Raw genomic sequence first — 18,854 nt, 5'->3', positions numbered from 1 at the left:
CATTAAAATGCGATAATGGTAATAAAAAATCAATATTTTTTGATTAAATTAAAATAATAATGAGTTTTATCTATGTTTCATCGCATTATTATTGTATAATAATATTCTAGTTATAAAAATCATTTTACGGATAAGGAAAATATTAACATGAAAAGATTAGAAACTTTAGAATCCATTTTAGAGCGCTTGAGAATGTCTATCAAAAAAAACGGACTCAAAAATTCAAAACAAAGAGAAGAAGTGGTGAGCGTTTTGTATCGCAGCGGCACACACCTAAGCCCTGAAGAAATCACGCATTCTATCCGCCAAAAGGACAAAAACACCAGCATTTCTTCAGTCTATCGCATTTTGAATTTCTTAGAAAAAGAAAATTTTATCTGTGTTTTAGAGACTTCAAAAAGCGGCCGGCGCTATGAAATTGCGGCTAAAGAACACCATGATCACATCATTTGTTTGCATTGCGGTAAGATCATTGAATTTGCAGACCCTGAAATTGAACACCGCCAGAATGAAGTCGTTAAAAAATATCAAGCCAAGCTGATTAGCCATGACATGAAAATGTTTGTGTGGTGTAAAGAATGCCAAGAGAGCGCGTATTAAAAGATTTTAAAAAAGAAGCTTATATAGGGCGGCTATCTTTAATGGTTTTAAGGACTTCATCCAAGTCAAAACGCTTGAGTTTTAGATTTTTGATTTCTTCATCGCTCAAGCGTTTCCAAGTGAAAGTCTTACCCACATACCCCCATTTATCATAGCTTGAAGTGAATTCTAAATCCCCGTTTGAATTTTGAGTGACTCTCACATAGTAGGTTTTGCCGTCATAAAAATTATACGCTTTACCGCCTTTATAAGATCGTTCTCCAACCTTAATTAAATCGCTTAAAAACACCACGCCTTTATCGCTGCGATTCCTTAGTTTTGGGTTAGGGTTAAACTTGTCTTTTTTGGCTTTAGAGCCATCCGCATCAGAAATACCATAGGCATAGAACTTCCCATTATGCTCAAAAAACTCCACAAAAGAGCTTTTCATGTATAAAAACTCTTGAGTTTGATAAATTCCAGGCAACTCTACAGCCCCTAAAAAACAACAAAAAACTATAACAAGACTCACCAATTTCATAATTTTAATTTGATCAATCCTTTGGGCGCTTTAACGACCGCTTTAAAAATCGGCTCTTCCCTATATTTTTCAAAAGACTCTCCATAAAACCTCAACGCATGTGCATCGCTTTCAAAAAAAATAGCCAGCATGCCCGCATCCAAACGCAAAAAAGAAGCCTCACTAACCGGCTCATAAACGATCAAATCTTTTTTTTCATTGTAAGGGTTTTTAATGGCAGCTTGATTGATACCCACCACTTTAGCCCCCTCAACGCCTTTGACAATCAGCTGGAAATCCACATATTTTTTGTGGCTTTCAAAAAAGCCTTTCGCGCTTTCTTTGGCATGCTCTAAACAATAGCTCTGCTCTATGCTAAACATGCCATGCCCTAAAGGCACTTGAAATTCTGTACTAGAAGCGAGGTTTAAAACCCTTTGATTCGCTTTACTACCCTTTTGCATGACATCTTTTAAATACTCATACAAAATTTCTAATTCTTGCGTTTTTTTAAACAAATGCCCAAGCGAGCTTAATTCCCCAAAAATAGCCATATCCCTTTCCTTTTTATGATAAAAAGATTTAATGTTTCAGTTGTTCTAAGCGTTCTTTTTTAGTGCCAATATCTGTGATCTGAATGCCAAAATTCCCATCCACGATCACCACTTCGCCCTTAGCGATCACCTTGTCATCTACAAGAATTTCCAAAGGGTCATTCACCAATTGATCCAGCTCTACCACGCTCCCTATATCCATAGAAACCACATCTTTTAAAATCATCTTTTTTTGCCCGATGCGCACCTTAACATTCAGTTTCACGTCTAAAAGCATGCTGATATTGCGGATTTCTATGTTTTCTAAAGACGCATCATGGGTTTTAACCTCTTCAGTAGCGCTCTTTGTCGTTTCTTCTTTTTCTTCTTTTTCTTCTTTTTCTTCTTTTTCTTCTTGATGCGTTTTTTCAAATTGGCGCTCAAAAGCCGCCGTAGTCAATAAAATGATTTGGCTTTCTTTGAGCGCTTCCATTTTAAAAGAAAACACCATCATTTTAGCGTAATCTTCTTTTTTAGGAAGCTCTTTAGCGATCTCAGCGTTTATAGTGGTGAAATTGAGTTTAGGGAGCAATTCTTGAGACTTCAAGCTTGTAGCGATCGCGCCAAAAATATTAGAAGCCATTTCTTTAAAGGCGTCTAAATCGTCATTATCCATTTCTTCCTTACTCGCTCCCTCACCTCCTAGCATCAAATCGCTTAAAGCGGTAACTAAAACTACTGGAGCCAGTAATTCAATAGAACTCTCTTCTTTTTCAATCGCGCTTATCACAACTCTTGCATAAGGTGCGCTAATCAAACTCTCCCAAGCTTCTTCACTATTAGAAACTTCTTTTTCTAATCCCACGCTCGGAGCCTTACCCACTAACCCTTCTAAAGTAGAAACAACCTCTTGAATAAAAATTTTAATAAAATCTTGCATTTCTCACTCTTCTTCTATTTTCATAATATCGCCCACTTTGTCTCTGCGCTGTTCTTCTAGCATTTCTAAAATTTCTTTAGTGCGTTCTTTTTCGCTATAGACCACTTCTTTAATTTGAATGGTTTTCCTATACCCTTGAAACCCCACGCTCGCTAAATAACGCTTTTTTTTATGCACATACACGCTCACTTCATCATTAGCGATCTTATTCAACCGGATAGTATCCCCCACATCTAAATCCAGCATTTCTTTCAAACTCAATTCTACCGCGCCCAAAAACACCATCATATCCACGCTCACCCCGCTCAATAGCGCTTGCAATTCCTTGTTACGGCTCTTTTTGGAATTCGTTTCTGAAAGCATCAAATCCCTACTCCCCATTTTAGAAAGAATGCTCTCAATGGAAATCACCGGGTAACAAATATTCATCATCCCACGACTATGCCCGATAATAATCTCTAAAACCACCATGATAGAAATTTCATTTTGAGCGACGATTTGGACCACATTCGCGCTGGATTCTTTAGCGTCAATGGTAGGGAACATCTCCACCACGGGCGACCACACTTCTTTTAAAATTTGCATCACTTGGCGTAAAATCGTATCCAATAAATTCAATTCAATATCGCTAAACTCCCTGTTTTGATCATACGCGCTCCCCTTACCCCCTAATAGTCTGTCAATCATAGGGAAAGCGATGCTAGGATTGATTTCTAAAACCCCTGTCCCTCCCATAGGCTTCATGGAAAAGACATTAAAACTCGTAGGGCTAGGCAAACTCATCAAAAATTCGCCATAAGTCATTTGATCCACGCTATGGAGCTGAATTTCTACAATAGAACGCATGATAGAAGAAACTTGACTGGAAAGATTCCTAGCCATTTTGTCATGGATACTCCTAAAAGAGCGCAGTTGCTCCTTACTCACACGATTAGGGCGTTTGAAATCATAGAGGGTTACGCTGCGCTGCGGGATAATATCTTTTTTTTGGACATTTTGAATATCCACATTTTCATCAACGACCTCTAAAAGCGCATCAATTTCTTCTTGGCTTAAAATATCAGCCATGATCCACTCCTAAGGATTTACGCACCTTTTTAATCACTTCTTTAATGATTTGAGAAATGCGCGATTCAGTGATGCCTAAAATCTCTTTAATCTCGCTCAAATTCAACTCTTCAAAGTAATAAAGCTGGATAAGGATTTGCTCTCTTTCGCTCATTTGATTCAGCGCTTTTTGGACATGCTCTAACAACTCTTCTGCTTCAATCTTTTTAGTGATTTCATCTTGCTCAATCGCATTGAATTGTTCATCTATTGGCACTAACGCATAAATATCTGAAGCCGTTTTGGCTTCTTTAATTTTTTCAATATTTTCGCCTAAAACTTCCGCTAAATACGCATCGCTAGGCTCTTTCCCATGCTCATTAAGGTGTTTGGTGATTTCATTATCAATGCTTTTAATCAGCTTTCTGTTGGAGCGAGAAATCACATCTAAAGAGCGCAAATAATCTAGCATCGCCCCATTGACACGAGTTTTAGCATACCCCCAAAAAGAATCGTTTAACGCGCTCTCATAACGCCTGGCTAATTTAATCAATTCTTCAGTGCCAATAGAAACCAGATCGTTAAAATCAATAGAGCTGGGCAAGCGCTCTTTCAAACGAAACGCCATAGCGCGCACGGCGGGTAAATACTGGATAGCGAGCGCGTCTTGATGGTGGTGTTGCTGCTTATCATAGGCGTTCAAAACCTTTTCTATATTTTTTTCGTTTGTTTCGCTTGTTTGAGTTTTTTGAATTTCTTTGGGCATTCTATTTTCCATCATCAAAATCATAACTTCTAATGTATTCTAAAATACTAGCCACTTCTTTTTCCCTGTTCTTAAACTCATGGTTGAAACGAAGCAAGCTCTCTTCAGTGCCTTTTTTGTCAAAAAGACAAATATCCAAATCCGTGCAAGCGATAAAAATAGACGCGAACAACAACGCAATCAAGTATCCCCCAAGCGTGGATAACACCGTCCATAATAAAATGCTCTCTGGCTCATTGAATTTCAACACCGAAACCACTAACCCCAAAAAAAACCCTACCACAACAGAAAAATGGATAAAATTTTGCACTTTCATCAGCCTACCCCAAATAACTCAAAAGCCTTTTAAAAAAGCTTTTAAAACCTTCTTTTGGTATTTCTAAAGCGCCGGTTTCTAATTTAGAAACCAAAAGGCCCGCTATCTGATCAATGGATTGCGAAAACAAATCATTAGGGGCTATTTTTCTCAAAATTTTGCGCTCTCTCACATAGCGTTTCAATAAGGAGCTGTTTTCAATCGCTCCTAAGTAATGCAATTCTAATGAAGCGATATTGTTTTTAGCCACTTTCAACAGCCTTTCATAAGTCGCCCTGCCCTCTTTAGGTTGGGCTACCATGTTAGCGATAAGAAACAATTCATCTTTATTTTTGGAGTTGATTTTAATGCATGCATACGCATCGGTAATCGCTGAAGGATCGGGAGTGGTAACAATCACCACGCAATCGCTCGCGTTCAAAAACGCTTGCGTAGTGGTTCCAATCCCAGCACCTGTATCAACCACAATATAATCCAAAGAGCTTAAAACCCCCTCTTCATCCACGAATTGATCCAAAGCTTCTGCGCCGCTAATGTATTTTAAAATTTCTTCGCCGCTATCCCCAGGAATAAGACAAAGCCCGGGCTCAATCTCGCAAATGATTTCTTGTAATTTGGCTTCACCTTTTAAAGCGTGAAAGATATTTTTATGGGTTTTCACCCCAAAAATAACATCTAAATTCGCTAAACCAATATCCGCATCAAACACCCCTACCTTATAACCTTTCTTGTATAAAGCATAAGCTAAATTAGCGCTAATGTTGGATTTCCCCACGCCTCCCTTACCGCTTGTGATAGCGATGAATTTGGTATTCCCTTTATTGTCAAAAAAACTTTTGGGGTTTTTAATATTGATCAAATTATCTAAGCGACTCGCTTGATTGTTCATGCTTGTTCCTTATTAGGGTTACTAAAGCCATCTAGCATGCAATCCACTAAATATTCATTAGTAGCCACTTTCAAATCCATAGGCACTTCTTGCCCAACAGAAAGATAGCTGATAGGCTTTTGGCTTTCATGCACTAAAGAAAACAAATTCCCTAACCCCCTACTCTCATCTAATTTCGTAAAGATTAAAGTGTCAATCCCTAACACCCCAAAAGAATCATAAATGTCTTTCATGTCTTCATACTTAGTGGTAACCGAAAGCACTAAGGACACATCAATATTATAACCCCCATCTATAAATTCTTTCAAACCGGCAATTTTTTCTTTATCGTATTGCGAATGCCCTGTCGTATCCACTAAAATAAAATCGCAGTATTCCAAAGCTTCAATTTCTTTAGCAAAATCTTTAGCGTCAATCACCGCTTCTATACTCATTTTCATTTTATTAGCATACCAACTTAATTGCTCCAAAGCCCCAATGCGATAATTGTCTAAAGTGATAATGCCCACCTTGTATTTTTTAGCTAACATCCTAGAATAGCGCGCGGCTAATTTAGCTAAAGTCGTCGTTTTCCCCACGCCTGTTGGCCCTACAAGCATTAAAATGCGTTTTTGCCTTAAATTCAAGTCTTCAGGGCGGCACAAGATCATTTTGCGCAACACTTCTCTAAAATAACGCTTGATCGTTACGGAATTTTCCCGCATGCGTAAAGGCATCAATTCCAAGCTCAATTGCATGATTTCATCTGAATGGCTGGATTTCATCCCGCTTTGTTTGGCCAGTTTGTAAATTTCTGCAAATTCTTGAGGGATATTAATAGAATTAGGGTTTTTCTCATCCCAAAACATGTTTTGAATGAGTTTCAGGCTGTCTCTGATTTTGCTTAATTGCAGATTGATGCCTTTAATTTCTTCTTCTTGTTTGACTTCTCTTTTTTCTCTTTCTTTTTTATGGTTGGCTTCATCTTTTAAAGCTTGCAATAAAGCGTCTTGTTGATTAGCCTCTAAAGGCGCATCCTCTAATGGAGCGTCTTTTTCTAAAAGGGTCTTATTTTTTGAAAAACTATAGTTGCGCTGACTGGATGAAACCCCGGCGAGTTTGCGCATTTCTTCTACAGTGCTTGAAAGCTGCATGACCACATCTTCTTCATTCAATTCTTCATCATACAAACTTTCTGGAATAAGGGGGGCTTTAGGGGGTTTGTTTTCGCTTTCTTCTTCAACCGCCACAACGATTTCATAAAGCCCAGAAGAAGTGAGCGTTTTTTTACGGATTTCTTGGGTTTTAAACACCAGCGTATCCACCCCATGGTGGCTTTGAGCGATCTTTAAAGCTTCAGCGGCCGTCTCCCCACTATAGGTATAGAATTTCACCACTCCCCTTTTTTAAAAAGAATTTGTTGCAAAGCCAACGGCACTAACACCGAATCCCTTTCATTCCATTTAGGATGAGGTAAAGTCAGATCGTTCTGTCTTAAAATGACTTGATTGAAAGCGATAATATCAATGTCTAAAGTTCTTGGAGCGTCTTTAAAATCGCGCTTCCTTTGACGCCCAAAACGCCTTTCTATATAAAAAACCAGAGCAAAAAAATGGCGCAAACTTAAAGATGTTTTAAGGATAATCGTAGCGTTATAAAAGTTAGGTTGCTTCGTGTAACCAAAAGGCGGGTTGATATAAACAGGCGAAGAAAAAATTTTCCCGATTTTACTATGATTTTTAAAATATAAAAAACAATTTTTTAATATTTTTAAAGGATTTTTAAGATTAGATCCCAGCCCTAAAACCACCCTGTTAGAAAAATCAAGCCTTTTTTTAAAAAGGCTAGGGAAAAAGCGGCTAGTAAGGATCTCTCGCATCACAAAAGCTCAGCCCTAGAATTTTTGATCACCACTAAATCTTCAATGCGCACCCCAAAAAACCCAGGGATATAAATCCCAGGCTCTACAGAAAACACCATGCCCTCTTCTAAAATGGTTTCACTGCGCGATGAAATATAAGGAAGCTCATGAATGTCTAAGCCAATGCCATGCCCGGTGCTGTGAGTGAAATATTGCCCATAACCATGATCGCTAATCACTCCCCTAGCCAAGCTGTCCGCTTCTTTACCGGTCATGCCCGCTCTAATGCCTGAAATAGCCTTTTCTTGCGCTTCTTTCACAATGTCATAAATCTTTTGACGCTCTTTATCCTTGAAACTCTGCTCTCTTGTGAAGACAAAATCTTTAGGGTCAAAAAAAGCCGTGCGAGTCCTATCAGAGCAATAGCGTTCGTATTTGATCCCCATATCCAAAAGAATGCTATGCTCTGCTTTTAAAAAATCCTTCGCGCTAGGCAAGGCATGGGGCTTGCTCGCATTCGCATTCAAGGCTAAAATAGGCTCAAAACTCAGATCATAAACCCCCTCTTTAGTCAAAAAGTCCTTAACCTTGTGCTGCAAATACCGCTCGCTCAACGACTCTTTTTCATCAAAAACCTTTTTCACATACTCAGCAAAATTTTCAAAAGCCTCAACATTCAGCGCTTGAGATTTTTTGAGGAGTTGGATTTCATGATCGTTTTTAATGATGCGTTTTTGGCGGTGGTAACCAGGCACGCCCTCTAAAGTAACCTTATCCCCAAGCGCTGAATTTAAACGCTTGTAGGTTTGTAAATTCACTTGATTGGGGTCAAAAAAGAGCTTTTTAAGCGAACTTTTAGCAATCAAATCAATCGCGCTTTGCACTAAATCGCTAGATTCTACCACTTCCGCTAAAACGCCATTTTTAGGCTGAATGCTTTCTTTAGCTTCTTGAGTGTAGCGAGAATCAGTGATAAAAAACGAACGATCCTCTAATTGCAAAAACAAAGCGTTATCGCAACTATAAGCACACTCAAAAAACATCGCATTTTCATCAAGCGTGAAATGGGCGTCTCTCTCTAATTCTCTCATCAATAGCCCCCTTTTATTTTTGGTTGTTAATGGGGTTATTAGGGTTGTTTTGTTGGGCTTCTTGGAACGCTTTCATTTCGGCTAAAATATTGACCATCGCCATTAAAGCCATGTTGTAACCAAGCGGGCCAAATCCCATGATCACGCCTCCACAAGCCGCTCCAGTGTAAGAATTTTTCCTGAATTCTTCTCTAGCTTGAATGTTAGTGAGATGCACTTCAATGACGGGTTTGCCCGCTAGCATGATCGCATCAGCAATCGCAATAGAAGTATGCGAAAACGCTCCAGGGTTAATGATAATCCCTTCATAATCGCTACCCACGCTCTCTTGGATCTTGTCAATGATTTCACCCTCAAAATTGGTTTGAAAAAACTCTAATTCCACATCTAAATTGCCTTGCTTCACGAAAGTTTGCATGATTTCATGGATTTGGTCTAAGGTTACCATGCCATAAAGTCTTGGGTCTCTGTGTCCTAACATGTTTAAATTAGGCCCTTGAATTACTAAAATTTTCATTGTTGATTTCTCCTTGTTTAATATGGAATGAGATCGCATTATAGCATAAGTTTTTATCTTACCCCTTAAATCCCCATAAGAGTGCATCACAAGAAATTACCGCTTGACTAGCATTAAACCCTTTGATGCTAAAAAGCGCTTTTATCCTTTTTTAAAAAAACAGCCATCATGACCATTCCTACAAAAAAACTTCCCGTAATAAAGAAATCAAAGGGGTCAAACCCAATACCAAAAATAAGGTAAAAAGTGATCGTCGTTAATATAAAGAGTGAGATTAAAGAGTTTTGCTTTATCCCGCTCCAAAAAATCTTTACAATGACTAATAAAAAAAAGAGCCAGATTAAAAAGCCTATGATCCCCCTAGTGGCTAGAACATGAATGATTTGGTTGTCGTATCTTTCATAACAAAGAATCAAATCTTTGGCTCTGTAAGAATGCGATAAAGATAAAATCTCTTCTAACCTCTGGCATTTCTCGCTAGCGGCCATACCAAAAAAGGGCCTTAAACGCAAAACCGTTAGGGCTTCTTTCCAACGCTCCAAACGCCACCCGATGCTGCTATCAGCGTCCTTTTTAGCGTAGCGTTTCAAATCTTCTTCAAAGCTTTGGTTTTGAACCCTAGATTGCTCTATTGCCCCCTTTTTTTCTAAAGCGTTACTCCCCATATACAAAGCGCTCAAAATAAGACTCACAACCACCATATAACCCAATGGTTTGAGCGATTTTTTGGCGTATAAAATAAAGCAAGAAAGGATTAAAAAAGTCATAATAAAAGCGATTGTCGCGCTCCTTGTAGCGCTTAAAATAACGACTAAAAACCCCACAAAAACAGAAAGCGTGAAAAAAAGTTTCTCTTTTTGATTGCGCGAATAAAGCGCATAAATATAACAGCCTAAAATGGAAACGCTCACTAAAACCACATACTCCTTAACAGTGCTAAACCCTTGCGCTCTGGGCATGTTAAAATAAATTTTTTGCACCAATGAAAGCAAGCCGTTGATGAAATTGGCAACAGCCATGCTGTAAAAAAGGATTTTTTGATTCAATTTGATTCTTAAACAACTGGCAAAAAGCAAGCATAACGCCCCGCAAGCATAAGTTAAGGACATGTTTAGAGCGAATAAATTGTAGCGGAAAGTTTGGCTATCATGCATGTTAAACATGTTGGGGAAGATGCTTAAAAACACGCCCAAAAAAGCCAGAGTGAGCCATTTGAAAGGCATTGTTTTTAGATGATTAATTCCAAAGATCTCTTTCAAAGACGCTTGGAAACAACACCTAAAAAACAAAAAAACCATTAAAACAATCAATAAGACTTGAGTTAAAGGCTTTTTAAACGAAGTGAGAAAGAAAAGGGCAAAAATTAAAGTGAAAACAGAGTCCGCACTAAAAAAGGCTTTTAAACGCTCTTTCAACACAAACTCGCCATGCCCTAAAACCGATAAAAATTATCTGTCTTTAATGCCTAACTTTTCAATCAAAACCACATAACGCGCATGATCGGTGCGTTTGATGTATTTCAACAAGTTGCGTCTTTGGGCGACTAATTTTAAAAGCCCTAAACGACTGGAATGATCCTTGGGGTTAGCTTTTAAATGCTCGGTTAAAAGTTTGATCCTTTCATTCAACAACGCCACTTGCACCTCACAAGAACCCGTATCGTTTTCCTTAGTGGCAAACGCCTTAATGATTTCTTGTTTTTTCTCCAGATTCAAAGCCATAACGACCTCCTAATTGGTAATAATTTTAAAGATCGCATTATAGCGTAAAATAAGCTTTTTTGTGTCATACTCTTAAACTTTATATTATAATAAGCCTAAAAAGACAAACCATCTACCTTAAGGCATTGATTTTAGATTATGGCAAACGAACGCTCCAAATTAGCTTTTAAAAAGACTTTCCCCGTCTTTAAACGCTTCTTGCAATCCAAAGACTTAGCCCTTGTGGTCTTTGTGATAGCTATTTTAGCGATCATTATCGTGCCGTTACCGCCTTTTGTGTTGGATTTTTTACTCACGATTTCTATCGCGCTATCGGTGTTGATTATTTTAATCGGGCTTTATATTGACAAACCGACTGATTTTAGTGCTTTCCCCACTTTATTGCTCATTGTAACCTTGTACCGCTTGGCTTTAAATGTCGCCACGACCAGAATGATTTTAACGCAAGGCTATAAAGGGCCTAGTGCGGTGAGCGATATTATCACGGCGTTTGGGGAATTTAACGTGAGCGGGAATTATGTGATTGGGGCTATTATCTTTAGTATTTTAGTGCTGGTGAATTTATTAGTGGTTACTAATGGCTCTACTAGGGTTACTGAAGTGAGGGCGCGATTCGCTCTAGACGCTATGCCAGGAAAGCAAATGGCGATTGATGCGGATTTAAATTCAGGGCTTATTGATGATAAGGAAGCTAAAAAACGGCGCGCCGCTCTAAGCCAAGAAGCGGATTTTTATGGCGCGATGGATGGCGCGTCTAAATTTGTCAAAGGCGATGCGATCGCTTCTATTATCATCACGCTTATCAATATCATTGGAGGGTTTTTAGTGGGCGTGTTTCAAAGGGATATGAGCTTGAGCTTTAGCGCTAGCACTTTCACTATCCTAACCATTGGCGATGGGCTTGTAGGGCAAATCCCTGCCTTAATCATTGCGACAGCGACCGGTATTGTCGCCACCCGCACCACGCAAAACGAAGAAGAGGACTTTGCTTCCAAACTCATCACACAGCTCACCAATAAAAGCAAAACTTTAGTGATTGTGGGAGCGATTTTATTGCTTTTTGCAACCATTCCTGGACTCCCTACCTTTTCTTTAGCGTTTGTAGGGACTCTCTTTTTGTTCATCGCATGGCTGATTAGCAGGGAGGGAAAAGACGGGCTGCTCACTAAATTAGAAAATTATTTGAGTCAAAAATTCGGCTTGGATTTGAGCGAAAAACCCCACAGCTCTAAAATCAAACCCCACACCCAAACCACAAGGGCTAAAACCCAAGAAGAGCTTAAAAGAGAAGAAGAACAAGCGATTGATGAAGTGTTAAAAATTGAATTTTTAGAATTGGCTTTAGGCTATCAGCTCATCAGTCTTGCGGACATGAAACAAGGGGGCGATTTGTTAGAAAGGATTAGGGGTATTAGAAAAAAAATAGCGAGCGATTATGGTTTTTTGATGCCTCAAATCCGGATCAGGGATAATTTGCAGCTCCCCCCAACGCATTATGAAATCAAGCTTAAAGGCATTGTGATTGGTGAAGGCATGGTGATGCCAGATAAGTTTTTAGCCATGAATACCGGTTTTGTGAATAAAGAAATTGAAGGCATTCCTACTAAAGAGCCGGCTTTTGGAATGGATGCTTTATGGATTGAAACTAAAAATAAAGAAGAAGCCATTATTCAAGGCTATACCATTATTGATCCAAGCACCGTTATTGCGACGCACACCAGCGAATTAGTGAAAAAATACGCTGAAGATTTTATCACTAAAGATGAAGTGAAATCCCTTTTAGAGCGCTTGGCTAAAGACTATCCTACGATTGTAGAAGAGAGTAAAAAAATCCCCACCGGTGCGATCCGATCAGTCTTGCAAGCCTTGTTGCATGAAAAAGTCCCCATTAAAGACATGCTCACTATTTTAGAAACGATTACCGATATTGCCCCATTGGTTCAAAACGATGTGAATATCTTAACCGAACAAGTGAGAGCGAGGCTTTCTAGGGTGATCACTAACGCTTTTAAATCTGAAGACGGGCGTTTGAAATTTTTAACCTTTTCTACCGATAGCGAACAATTTTTGCTTAATAAATTGCGAGAAAATGGCACTTCTAAGAGTCTGCTGCTCAATGTGGGCGAATTGCAAAAACTCATTGAAGTGGTTTCTGAAGAGGCTATGAAAGTCTTGCAAAAAGGGATCGCTCCGGTGATTTTGATCGTAGAGCCTAATTTAAGAAAAGCCCTCTCCAATCAAATGGAGCAGGCCAGGATTGATGTGATCGTGCTAAGCCATGCCGAATTAGATCCTAACTCTAATTTTGAAGCCTTAGGCACGATCCATATCAACTTTTAATGGATAAATAATTGATAAAAAAGGAGAATGATGCAAGTTTATCACCTTTCACACATTGATTTAGACGGCTATGCATGCCAGCTTGTTTCAAAACAATTTTTTAAAAATATCCAATGCTATAACGCTAATTACGGGCGTGAAGTCTCAGCAAGGATTTATGAAATTCTAAACGCGATCGCTCAATCTAAAGAGAGTAAATTCCTCATTTTGATTAGCGATTTGAATTTGAATTTAAACGAAGCGCAGTATTTGCAAGATAAAATCCAAGAACACCGCTTGCAAAATAGAAACATTCAAATCCAGCTTTTAGATCACCATATCAGCGGTAAGGAAGTGGCTGAGAGTTTCCATTGGTATTTTTTAGACACGAACCGCTGCGCGACTAAAATCGTGTATGAGTTTTTGAAAAAGCATTACGCGATTTTAGAGCCAAAAAACACAGCATGGCTAGAGCCTTTAGTGGAAATGGTCAATTCTGTGGATATTTGGGACACGCAAGGTTATGGCTTTGAATTAGGCAAGGTGTGTATGCGCATGATTAACCAAAGCTCTGAATTGAATCGTTTCATGTTTGATGATGAGAACCGCAATTATAAATTAAAGCTTTTAGAAGAAGTTAAAAACTATTTGTTTTTAGAAAATGCCTCTGTAGCCTATGATAATGATTTGTTCAAACTTAAAAAAATCGCTTTGGGGGGTGATCCTGATACAGAAACGATGGACAATATCTCTTCAAACGCGCAAACGCATTTGCTCTCTTTAAAAAAGCATGATTGCAGCGTTTATTACCAGGATAAAAAAGGGTTTTTAAGTTATTCTATGGGGGGTATTAGCGTGTTGGCTAACCTTTTTTTAACGCAAAATCCGGATTTTGATTTTTATATGGATGTGAACGCTAAAGGGAATGTGAGCTTGAGAGCGAACGGGAATTGCGATGTGTGCGAACTCAGTCAAATGTGTTTTAATGGGGGAGGGCATAGGAATGCGAGCGGAGGCAAGATTGATGGCTTTAGAGAGAGTTTTAATTATAGGGATATTAAAGAACAAATTGAAGAAATCTTTAATAACGCTTAAAATAAGCTGTTTGTAAAAAGCTAACAAAAACTAAAAAGAGTTTAAAAACTCTTTTTGGAAAGTTTAAAAATTTTCTCGTTTTATGGCAAAAGCTCATTTTTTAAGGGGATAAGAGATATTTTAAAATAACTTCTTCCCCTACAAACCTCCAACTAAATCCCCCTAACCCCCAAAAGAGCGCTTAAAAATCCATCGCTTGATTAAAATCAAGCTCTTTTAATGATTTGATTGTAAAAAATGCTTTTAACATTTTTTAAGTTTTATGGTCAATGTTTGACAGAGCCACACCCTCATTCTAATCTATTTTTAGCAAAAACCACGGAATTTATTCTTCACACGCCGGTTTTGGGTAGCAAAAACGATAGCCTCTGCGTCTTACGGTTTCAACCGTGGAAATCCCCAAGGGTTTATCCATTTTTTGGCGGATTTGATTGATAGCCACTTCAATGACATTAGGGGTAACCATTTCAGGCTCTTCCCAAATAGCGTCTAAAAGCTGTTCTTTGGAGACAATTTGATCCCTATGTCTGGCAAGATGGGTAAGCACTTCAAAAGGCTTCCCTTTAACCTCAACTTCACGCCCCTTGTAAATAATCTTTTCTTCATCAGGGCTAATGATCAAATCCCCGATTTCAATCACATTAGAACCCCAAAACCTCAAACGAGCCTCAATCCTTGCGACTAAAGCCTTAATGCTGCGATAAGGCTTAGCGATATAATCGTCCGCGCCTTGCTCAAACGCATGGATTTCTTCCTCGCTTGTAGGGTTATCCGAAGAAACTAAAACAACAATAGAAGAGTGCTTTTCTTTGATTCTAGAAACAAAACTTAAAGCATTTTTATCGCTAACCATAACCAAGTCATAATTCCTAATATCCATAAGATATTCCCCATCCTCTAAACTCTCTGTTACATCAGCCATAAAGCCTTTAGCATTTAAGCCCTTTTCAATTTCTCCACCCAAAACAGAATTTTTTTCAATCAGTAGAACGCGCATGGTTTGTTGGCTCCTGCATTTAAGAGTAATTCAAGCACTGATTATATCATAATTTTAAATTAGTTTAAGAAAATATTAATAAAAGTTATCGCTTGATCAAAATCAAGCCCTTGATTATTGGTTGTAAAAAATGCCTTTGAGCGTTTTTATGGATAATTTTTAAAATCATTTGCTAAAAATCACTATTTTATTGTATAATTACAAATCCAACCATTCCTTATGGTTTGGTTGGCACCGCTTAGACTAAAGGGTCACCTCCCCCTCCTTTCCCTTTGTCTTGGCGGTTGTTTTTTAATTCTCATTTTTAACCGCTTGATTACGATTTTAAAATTTTGTTTAACTAAGCTTGATTTTTAGGTAAAAGCCTAAGGTATGCGATCTCGCTAGGGGCTAAAAACCTTAAAGGAACACCCCAATACCCTGCCCCACTGCTCACATAAATTTGAGTGGTGTCGCTGTGCTTGTATAAACCATATAAATAAGTTTGCGCCAGCTTGACTAAAAGGCTAAAAGGAAAGATTTGCCCCGCATGGGTATGCCCTGAAAGCACTAAATCTACAGAGTGGCTTTCTTTGAGGCTTCTAATTTGTTTGGGCTGGTGGGCTAAAAGGATCGTGGGCTTACTCTCATTGCACTTTTTCAAAGCTTTGTCAATATCAGGGGCAAAATTTTGATGCTTTCGTGCGAAATAATCATACACGCCGCACAAATTGATCCCCCCTAAATGCACGCATTCATTCCCTAAAATCGTTAAATTAAGCGTGTCAAGAAACGATAAAATCGGCTCTATGCCATGATAATACTCATGATTTCCTGGCACATAAAAAGTGCCATGCGCGCTTTTAAGGTTGTTTAAGGGCAGTAAAAAAGATTTGACTTTTTCAATGTTTTCATCCACTAAATCCCCCCCAATCAGCACCATATCCACTTCTTTTTGATTGACTTCTTCTACAATGTAATCAACAAAATCTTTTTGCAACAAACTCCCCACATGCATGTCTGTGAGTAAAATAATCTTTAATTCTTTATCCAGCTTGTCCAAATAAATAGGGGTTTCTTTGATTTTAGGGCGGGCCAACCCTTCATAAAACCCGCGCCAAAAATACCCCAATAACGCCAGATAAAACCCCAACTTTAAAAAATTTTTTAAACTTTTACGCCTTGAATGCAAAAAATCTATTTTTTCTATGGAGTAGGAAAACCCGTAAAAACTTAAAGAAAAAATAAACACAATAAAAGATACAAACGAACACGCCGAAGTCAAAACAAACAAATGGCTAGGCATAATATTTCTATAAAAAGCAAAAGCCGCCTCGCCCACGCTCAAAAGGATAAAAAACCCTAAATAAGCGTATTGAGAGATTTTTTTTAAGGTTAAAAACGATTTTAACATCCTAAAAGAACTATAATTCAAAAGACACAAAACCAATAAAAACGCTATAGAGATCAGCATATCACCCTTTTGTAGTCATAATGTTTTTTCTATATTAGCATATTAGGGCTAATATCCCCTTTAGGTTTCATCTTGCTATTGTTTCCTTTTTTATCAGTCTCAATCCCCACAGAAAGAGAAAAGTATCCCTCCCCTTAAAAGAGTGTGAGTTTGGATACAATAATAAAAAATGTGCTTAAAGCCATAGAAGGGAGATGCGATGCAATCAGACGATGATTTAGAATTCGCTAAAAAAGTCTTTAACCCTAACAGAGCGTTTGCCAAGCAAGCCAGGATTAAAAACATGTGCGAATATAAAGATTTAGTGCATGAAGCCAATGAAGATTATGAACATTTTTGGGGCGAGTTAGCCAAACAAAAACTCACATGGTTTAAGCCCTTTGATAAGGTTTTAAACAGCGATAACACCCCTTTTTTTAAATGGTTTGAAAACGGCAAAATCAATGTTTCTTACAATTGCATAGACAGGCATTTAAAAGACAAAAAGAATAAAGTGGCGATCATTTTTGAAGGGGAAATGGGGGATTATAATGTCATCACCTACAGAAAACTCCACTCTGAAGTCAATAAAACAGCCAACCTTTTAAAAAACGAATTCAATGTCAAAAAAGGCGATAGAGTTATTATCTATATGCCTATGATTGTAGAAAGCGTTTATATGATGCTCGCATGCGCTAGGATTGGAGCGATCCATAGCATCGTTTTTGCCGGATTTAGCCCTGAAGCCTTGAGGGATAGAATCAACGACGCTCAAGCCAAATTAGTTATCACAGCGGATGGGACTTTTAGAAAAGGCAAACCCTACATGCTCAAGCCAGCCCTTGACAAGGCTCTAGAAAATAACGCCTGCCCCAGTGTGGAAAAAGTGCTCATTGTGATACGAAACGCCAAAGAGATTGACTATGTGAGAGGGCGCGATTTTGTCTATAATGAAATGGTCAATTACCAATCCGGTAAATGCCAGCCTGAAATGATGGACTCTGAAGATCCTTTATTCTTGCTCTATACAAGCGGATCAACCGGGAAACCTAAAGGCGTTCAACACAGCAGTGCAGGGTATTTGCTGTGGGCACAAATGACGATGGAATGGGTTTTTGATATTAGAGATAACGATAATTTTTGGTGCACCGCTGATATTGGCTGGATCACAGGGCACACTTATGTGGTTTATGGGCCTTTAGCTTGTGGGGCGACGACTTTGATACTAGAAGGCACGATGTCTTATCCGGATTATGGGAGATGGTGGAGGATGATAGAAGAATACCGCGTGGATAAATTCTACACTTCCCCCACCGCTATAAGAATGCTGCATGCCAAAGGCGAAAACGAACCCTTAAAGTATAATTTAGACTCACTCAAAGTTTTAGGAACAGTGGGAGAGCCCATTAACCCTACAGCATGGAAATGGTTTTATGAAAAAATCGGTAATTCAAAATGCAGTATCGTGGATACTTGGTGGCAGACAGAAACAGGCGGGCATATCATCAGCCCTTTACCGGGAGCTACGCCTATAAGGGCCAGTTGTGCAACTTTACCTTTGCCTGGCATCCATGCAGAAGTTTTAAACGAAGACGGCACTCAAACAAAACCCGGAGAACAAGGGTTTTTATGCATCACTAAGCCATGGCCTTCTATGATAAGAAACGTTTGGGGCGATGAAAAACGATACATTGACAGCTATTTTTCTCAAATCAAGTTGAATGGGGAATATGTCTATCTCTCTGGAGATGGCGCTATCGTGGATGAAAACGGATACATTACTATTATTGGGCGCACAGATGATATTGTGAATGTGAGCGGGCATAGGATTGGCACGGCTGAAGTGGAGAGCGCTATTTCTAAACATGAAATGGTGGCTGAATGTGCGGTAGTGGGTATCCCAGATACGATTAAAGGAGAGGGCTTGTTTGCGTTTGTAGTGCTGTGCGATGGGGCTAAATGCAATCTTGGCGAGAGTTTAGAATTGCTAAAAGAAATGAATCATATCTTATCCATTGAGATTGGAAAGATCGCTAAATTAGACAATGTCATGTATGTGCCAGGTTTGCCTAAAACCAGGAGCGGGAAAATCATGAGAAGGCTTTTGAAATCTATCGCCAAAAAAGAGCCAATCACTCAAGATTTAAGCACGCTAGAAGATGTGAATGTGGTCAAAGAAATAATGAGTATTGTTCAAATGGAAGAGTGAAATCTAAAAAACGCCTTTTAGCGTTTTTTAGCCAAATAATGAG

At 38.7% G+C, this 18,854-nt stretch carries 19 protein-coding genes; 4 read left to right on the top strand and 15 right to left on the bottom strand.

The annotated features are described in order from the left end of the window. Positions 1–147: 147 nt before the first annotated feature. Positions 148–600: a ferric iron uptake transcriptional regulator gene (gene fur / locus HPSH112_RS02330; protein ID WP_000824987.1), complete on the top strand. Its 453-nt coding sequence runs from the start codon at positions 148–150 to the stop codon at positions 598–600. Positions 601–619: 19 nt separating this feature from the next. Here the strand turns inward: fur and HPSH112_RS02325 are convergent, their stop codons facing one another. From HPSH112_RS02325 to rpsO, 13 genes are all read right to left on the bottom strand, one after another. Next, complete coding sequence (locus HPSH112_RS02325; protein ID WP_000780267.1) at positions 620–1,120, bottom strand: DUF2147 domain-containing protein; 501 nt, start codon at positions 1,118–1,120, stop codon at positions 620–622. After that, entirely contained in the window at positions 1,117–1,653 is a 537-nt protein-coding gene (locus HPSH112_RS02320) for a YhcH/YjgK/YiaL family protein (RefSeq protein ID WP_000964052.1), read from the bottom strand. Before HPSH112_RS02320 ends, HPSH112_RS02325 begins: the two co-directional genes overlap by 4 nt. A 28-nt stretch (positions 1,654–1,681) precedes the next feature. Beyond that, the gene (gene fliY / locus HPSH112_RS02315) at positions 1,682–2,572 is read right to left on the bottom strand and encodes a flagellar motor switch protein FliY (RefSeq protein ID WP_001150673.1); all 891 of its coding nucleotides are present in this window, start codon (positions 2,570–2,572) and stop codon (positions 1,682–1,684) included. A gap of 3 nt (positions 2,573–2,575) precedes the next feature. After that, positions 2,576–3,640: a flagellar motor switch protein FliM gene (gene fliM, locus HPSH112_RS02310; protein ID WP_000763580.1), complete on the bottom strand. Its 1,065-nt coding sequence runs from the start codon at positions 3,638–3,640 to the stop codon at positions 2,576–2,578. Continuing rightward, positions 3,633–4,409, bottom strand: a complete 777-nt coding sequence (locus HPSH112_RS02305) for an RNA polymerase sigma factor FliA (protein ID WP_000602374.1) — start codon at positions 4,407–4,409, stop codon at positions 3,633–3,635. Before HPSH112_RS02305 ends, fliM begins: the two co-directional genes overlap by 8 nt. Beyond that, positions 4,387–4,701, bottom strand: a complete 315-nt coding sequence (locus HPSH112_RS02300) for a hypothetical protein (RefSeq protein WP_000868006.1) — start codon at positions 4,699–4,701, stop codon at positions 4,387–4,389. Before HPSH112_RS02300 ends, HPSH112_RS02305 begins: the two co-directional genes overlap by 23 nt. A gap of 4 nt (positions 4,702–4,705) precedes the next feature. After that, positions 4,706–5,590 (bottom strand): flagellum site-determining protein YlxH, encoded by an 885-nt coding sequence (gene ylxH, locus HPSH112_RS02295; RefSeq protein WP_001064440.1) that lies wholly within the window; start codon positions 5,588–5,590, stop codon positions 4,706–4,708. Continuing rightward, positions 5,587–6,963 (bottom strand): flagellar biosynthesis protein FlhF, encoded by a 1,377-nt coding sequence (gene flhF, locus HPSH112_RS02290; RefSeq protein WP_014662210.1) that lies wholly within the window; start codon positions 6,961–6,963, stop codon positions 5,587–5,589. Before flhF ends, ylxH begins: the two co-directional genes overlap by 4 nt. Beyond that, entirely contained in the window at positions 6,960–7,448 is a 489-nt protein-coding gene (gene folK, locus HPSH112_RS02285) for a 2-amino-4-hydroxy-6-hydroxymethyldihydropteridine diphosphokinase (protein ID WP_041199792.1), read from the bottom strand. Before folK ends, flhF begins: the two co-directional genes overlap by 4 nt. Further along, positions 7,448–8,521, bottom strand: a complete 1,074-nt coding sequence (locus HPSH112_RS02280; protein WP_001208574.1) for an aminopeptidase — start codon at positions 8,519–8,521, stop codon at positions 7,448–7,450. The genes folK and HPSH112_RS02280 overlap by 1 nt, the downstream gene beginning before the upstream one ends. Positions 8,522–8,534: 13 nt before the next feature. Continuing rightward, a complete protein-coding gene (gene aroQ / locus HPSH112_RS02275; RefSeq protein ID WP_000699289.1) occupies positions 8,535–9,038 on the bottom strand; it encodes a type II 3-dehydroquinate dehydratase in 504 nt (167 codons plus the stop codon). A gap of 128 nt (positions 9,039–9,166) precedes the next feature. Then, positions 9,167–10,456, bottom strand: a complete 1,290-nt coding sequence (locus tag HPSH112_RS02270; protein ID WP_000910782.1) for an O-antigen ligase family protein — start codon at positions 10,454–10,456, stop codon at positions 9,167–9,169. A gap of 30 nt (positions 10,457–10,486) precedes the next feature. After that, on the bottom strand, positions 10,487–10,759 hold the full coding sequence (rpsO, locus tag HPSH112_RS02265) for a 30S ribosomal protein S15 (protein WP_001207116.1): 273 nt from the start codon (positions 10,757–10,759) through the stop codon (positions 10,487–10,489). A gap of 138 nt (positions 10,760–10,897) precedes the next feature. Between rpsO and flhA the strand changes: the two genes are divergently transcribed. Continuing rightward, positions 10,898–13,099, top strand: a complete 2,202-nt coding sequence (gene flhA, locus HPSH112_RS02260; protein WP_001262838.1) for a flagellar biosynthesis protein FlhA — start codon at positions 10,898–10,900, stop codon at positions 13,097–13,099. Positions 13,100–13,129: 30 nt separating this feature from the next. After that, positions 13,130–14,173, top strand: a complete 1,044-nt coding sequence (locus tag HPSH112_RS02255) for a 3',5'-cyclic-nucleotide phosphodiesterase (RefSeq protein ID WP_014662209.1) — start codon at positions 13,130–13,132, stop codon at positions 14,171–14,173. Between the two features lie 325 nt (positions 14,174–14,498). Here HPSH112_RS02255 and hsrA read toward each other — a convergent pair whose 3' ends face one another. Together hsrA and HPSH112_RS02245 are read right to left on the bottom strand one after the other, a co-directional pair. After that, positions 14,499–15,170 (bottom strand): response regulator-like transcription factor HsrA, encoded by a 672-nt coding sequence (hsrA, locus tag HPSH112_RS02250; protein ID WP_001264965.1) that lies wholly within the window; start codon positions 15,168–15,170, stop codon positions 14,499–14,501. Positions 15,171–15,510: 340 nt separating this feature from the next. Continuing rightward, positions 15,511–16,623, bottom strand: a complete 1,113-nt coding sequence (locus HPSH112_RS02245) for a metallophosphoesterase (RefSeq protein ID WP_000908689.1) — start codon at positions 16,621–16,623, stop codon at positions 15,511–15,513. Positions 16,624–16,822: 199 nt separating this feature from the next. Between HPSH112_RS02245 and acs the strand changes: the two genes are divergently transcribed. Continuing rightward, positions 16,823–18,811, top strand: coding sequence for an acetate--CoA ligase (gene acs / locus HPSH112_RS02240; RefSeq protein WP_001190264.1), 1,989 nt, complete (start codon positions 16,823–16,825; stop codon positions 18,809–18,811). The last annotated feature ends 43 nt before the right edge of the window (positions 18,812–18,854 follow it).

The organism is Helicobacter pylori Shi112, assembly GCF_000277405.1.
Classification (GTDB): Bacteria; Campylobacterota; Campylobacteria; order Campylobacterales; family Helicobacteraceae; genus Helicobacter; species Helicobacter pylori_C.
This window is presented reverse-complemented; position numbering and strand designations above follow the sequence as displayed.

What these genes read in the sequence shown, in the direction of transcription:
- fur (WP_000824987.1), top strand. Translation starts at nt 148, where the DNA reads ATGAAAAGATTAGAAACTTTAGAATCCATTTTAGAGCGCTTGAGAATG.
- HPSH112_RS02325 (WP_000780267.1), bottom strand. Translation starts at nt 1,120, where the DNA reads ATGAAATTGGTGAGTCTTGTTATAGTTTTTTGTTGTTTTTTAGGGGCT.
- HPSH112_RS02320 (WP_000964052.1), bottom strand. Translation starts at nt 1,653, where the DNA reads ATGGCTATTTTTGGGGAATTAAGCTCGCTTGGGCATTTGTTTAAAAAA.
- fliY (WP_001150673.1), bottom strand. Translation starts at nt 2,572, where the DNA reads ATGCAAGATTTTATTAAAATTTTTATTCAAGAGGTTGTTTCTACTTTA.
- fliM (WP_000763580.1), bottom strand. Translation starts at nt 3,640, where the DNA reads ATGGCTGATATTTTAAGCCAAGAAGAAATTGATGCGCTTTTAGAGGTC.
- HPSH112_RS02305 (WP_000602374.1), bottom strand. Translation starts at nt 4,409, where the DNA reads ATGATTTTGATGATGGAAAATAGAATGCCCAAAGAAATTCAAAAAACT.
- HPSH112_RS02300 (WP_000868006.1), bottom strand. Translation starts at nt 4,701, where the DNA reads ATGAAAGTGCAAAATTTTATCCATTTTTCTGTTGTGGTAGGGTTTTTT.
- ylxH (WP_001064440.1), bottom strand. Translation starts at nt 5,590, where the DNA reads ATGAACAATCAAGCGAGTCGCTTAGATAATTTGATCAATATTAAAAAC.
- folK (WP_041199792.1), bottom strand. Translation starts at nt 7,448, where the DNA reads ATGCGAGAGATCCTTACTAGCCGCTTTTTCCCTAGCCTTTTTAAAAAA.
- HPSH112_RS02280 (WP_001208574.1), bottom strand. Translation starts at nt 8,521, where the DNA reads ATGAGAGAATTAGAGAGAGACGCCCATTTCACGCTTGATGAAAATGCG.
- aroQ (WP_000699289.1), bottom strand. Translation starts at nt 9,038, where the DNA reads ATGAAAATTTTAGTAATTCAAGGGCCTAATTTAAACATGTTAGGACAC.
- rpsO (WP_001207116.1), bottom strand. Translation starts at nt 10,759, where the DNA reads ATGGCTTTGAATCTGGAGAAAAAACAAGAAATCATTAAGGCGTTTGCC.
- flhA (WP_001262838.1), top strand. Translation starts at nt 10,898, where the DNA reads ATGGCAAACGAACGCTCCAAATTAGCTTTTAAAAAGACTTTCCCCGTC.
- HPSH112_RS02255 (WP_014662209.1), top strand. Translation starts at nt 13,130, where the DNA reads ATGCAAGTTTATCACCTTTCACACATTGATTTAGACGGCTATGCATGC.
- hsrA (WP_001264965.1), bottom strand. Translation starts at nt 15,170, where the DNA reads ATGCGCGTTCTACTGATTGAAAAAAATTCTGTTTTGGGTGGAGAAATT.
- HPSH112_RS02245 (WP_000908689.1), bottom strand. Translation starts at nt 16,623, where the DNA reads ATGCTGATCTCTATAGCGTTTTTATTGGTTTTGTGTCTTTTGAATTAT.
- acs (WP_001190264.1), top strand. Translation starts at nt 16,823, where the DNA reads ATGCAATCAGACGATGATTTAGAATTCGCTAAAAAAGTCTTTAACCCT.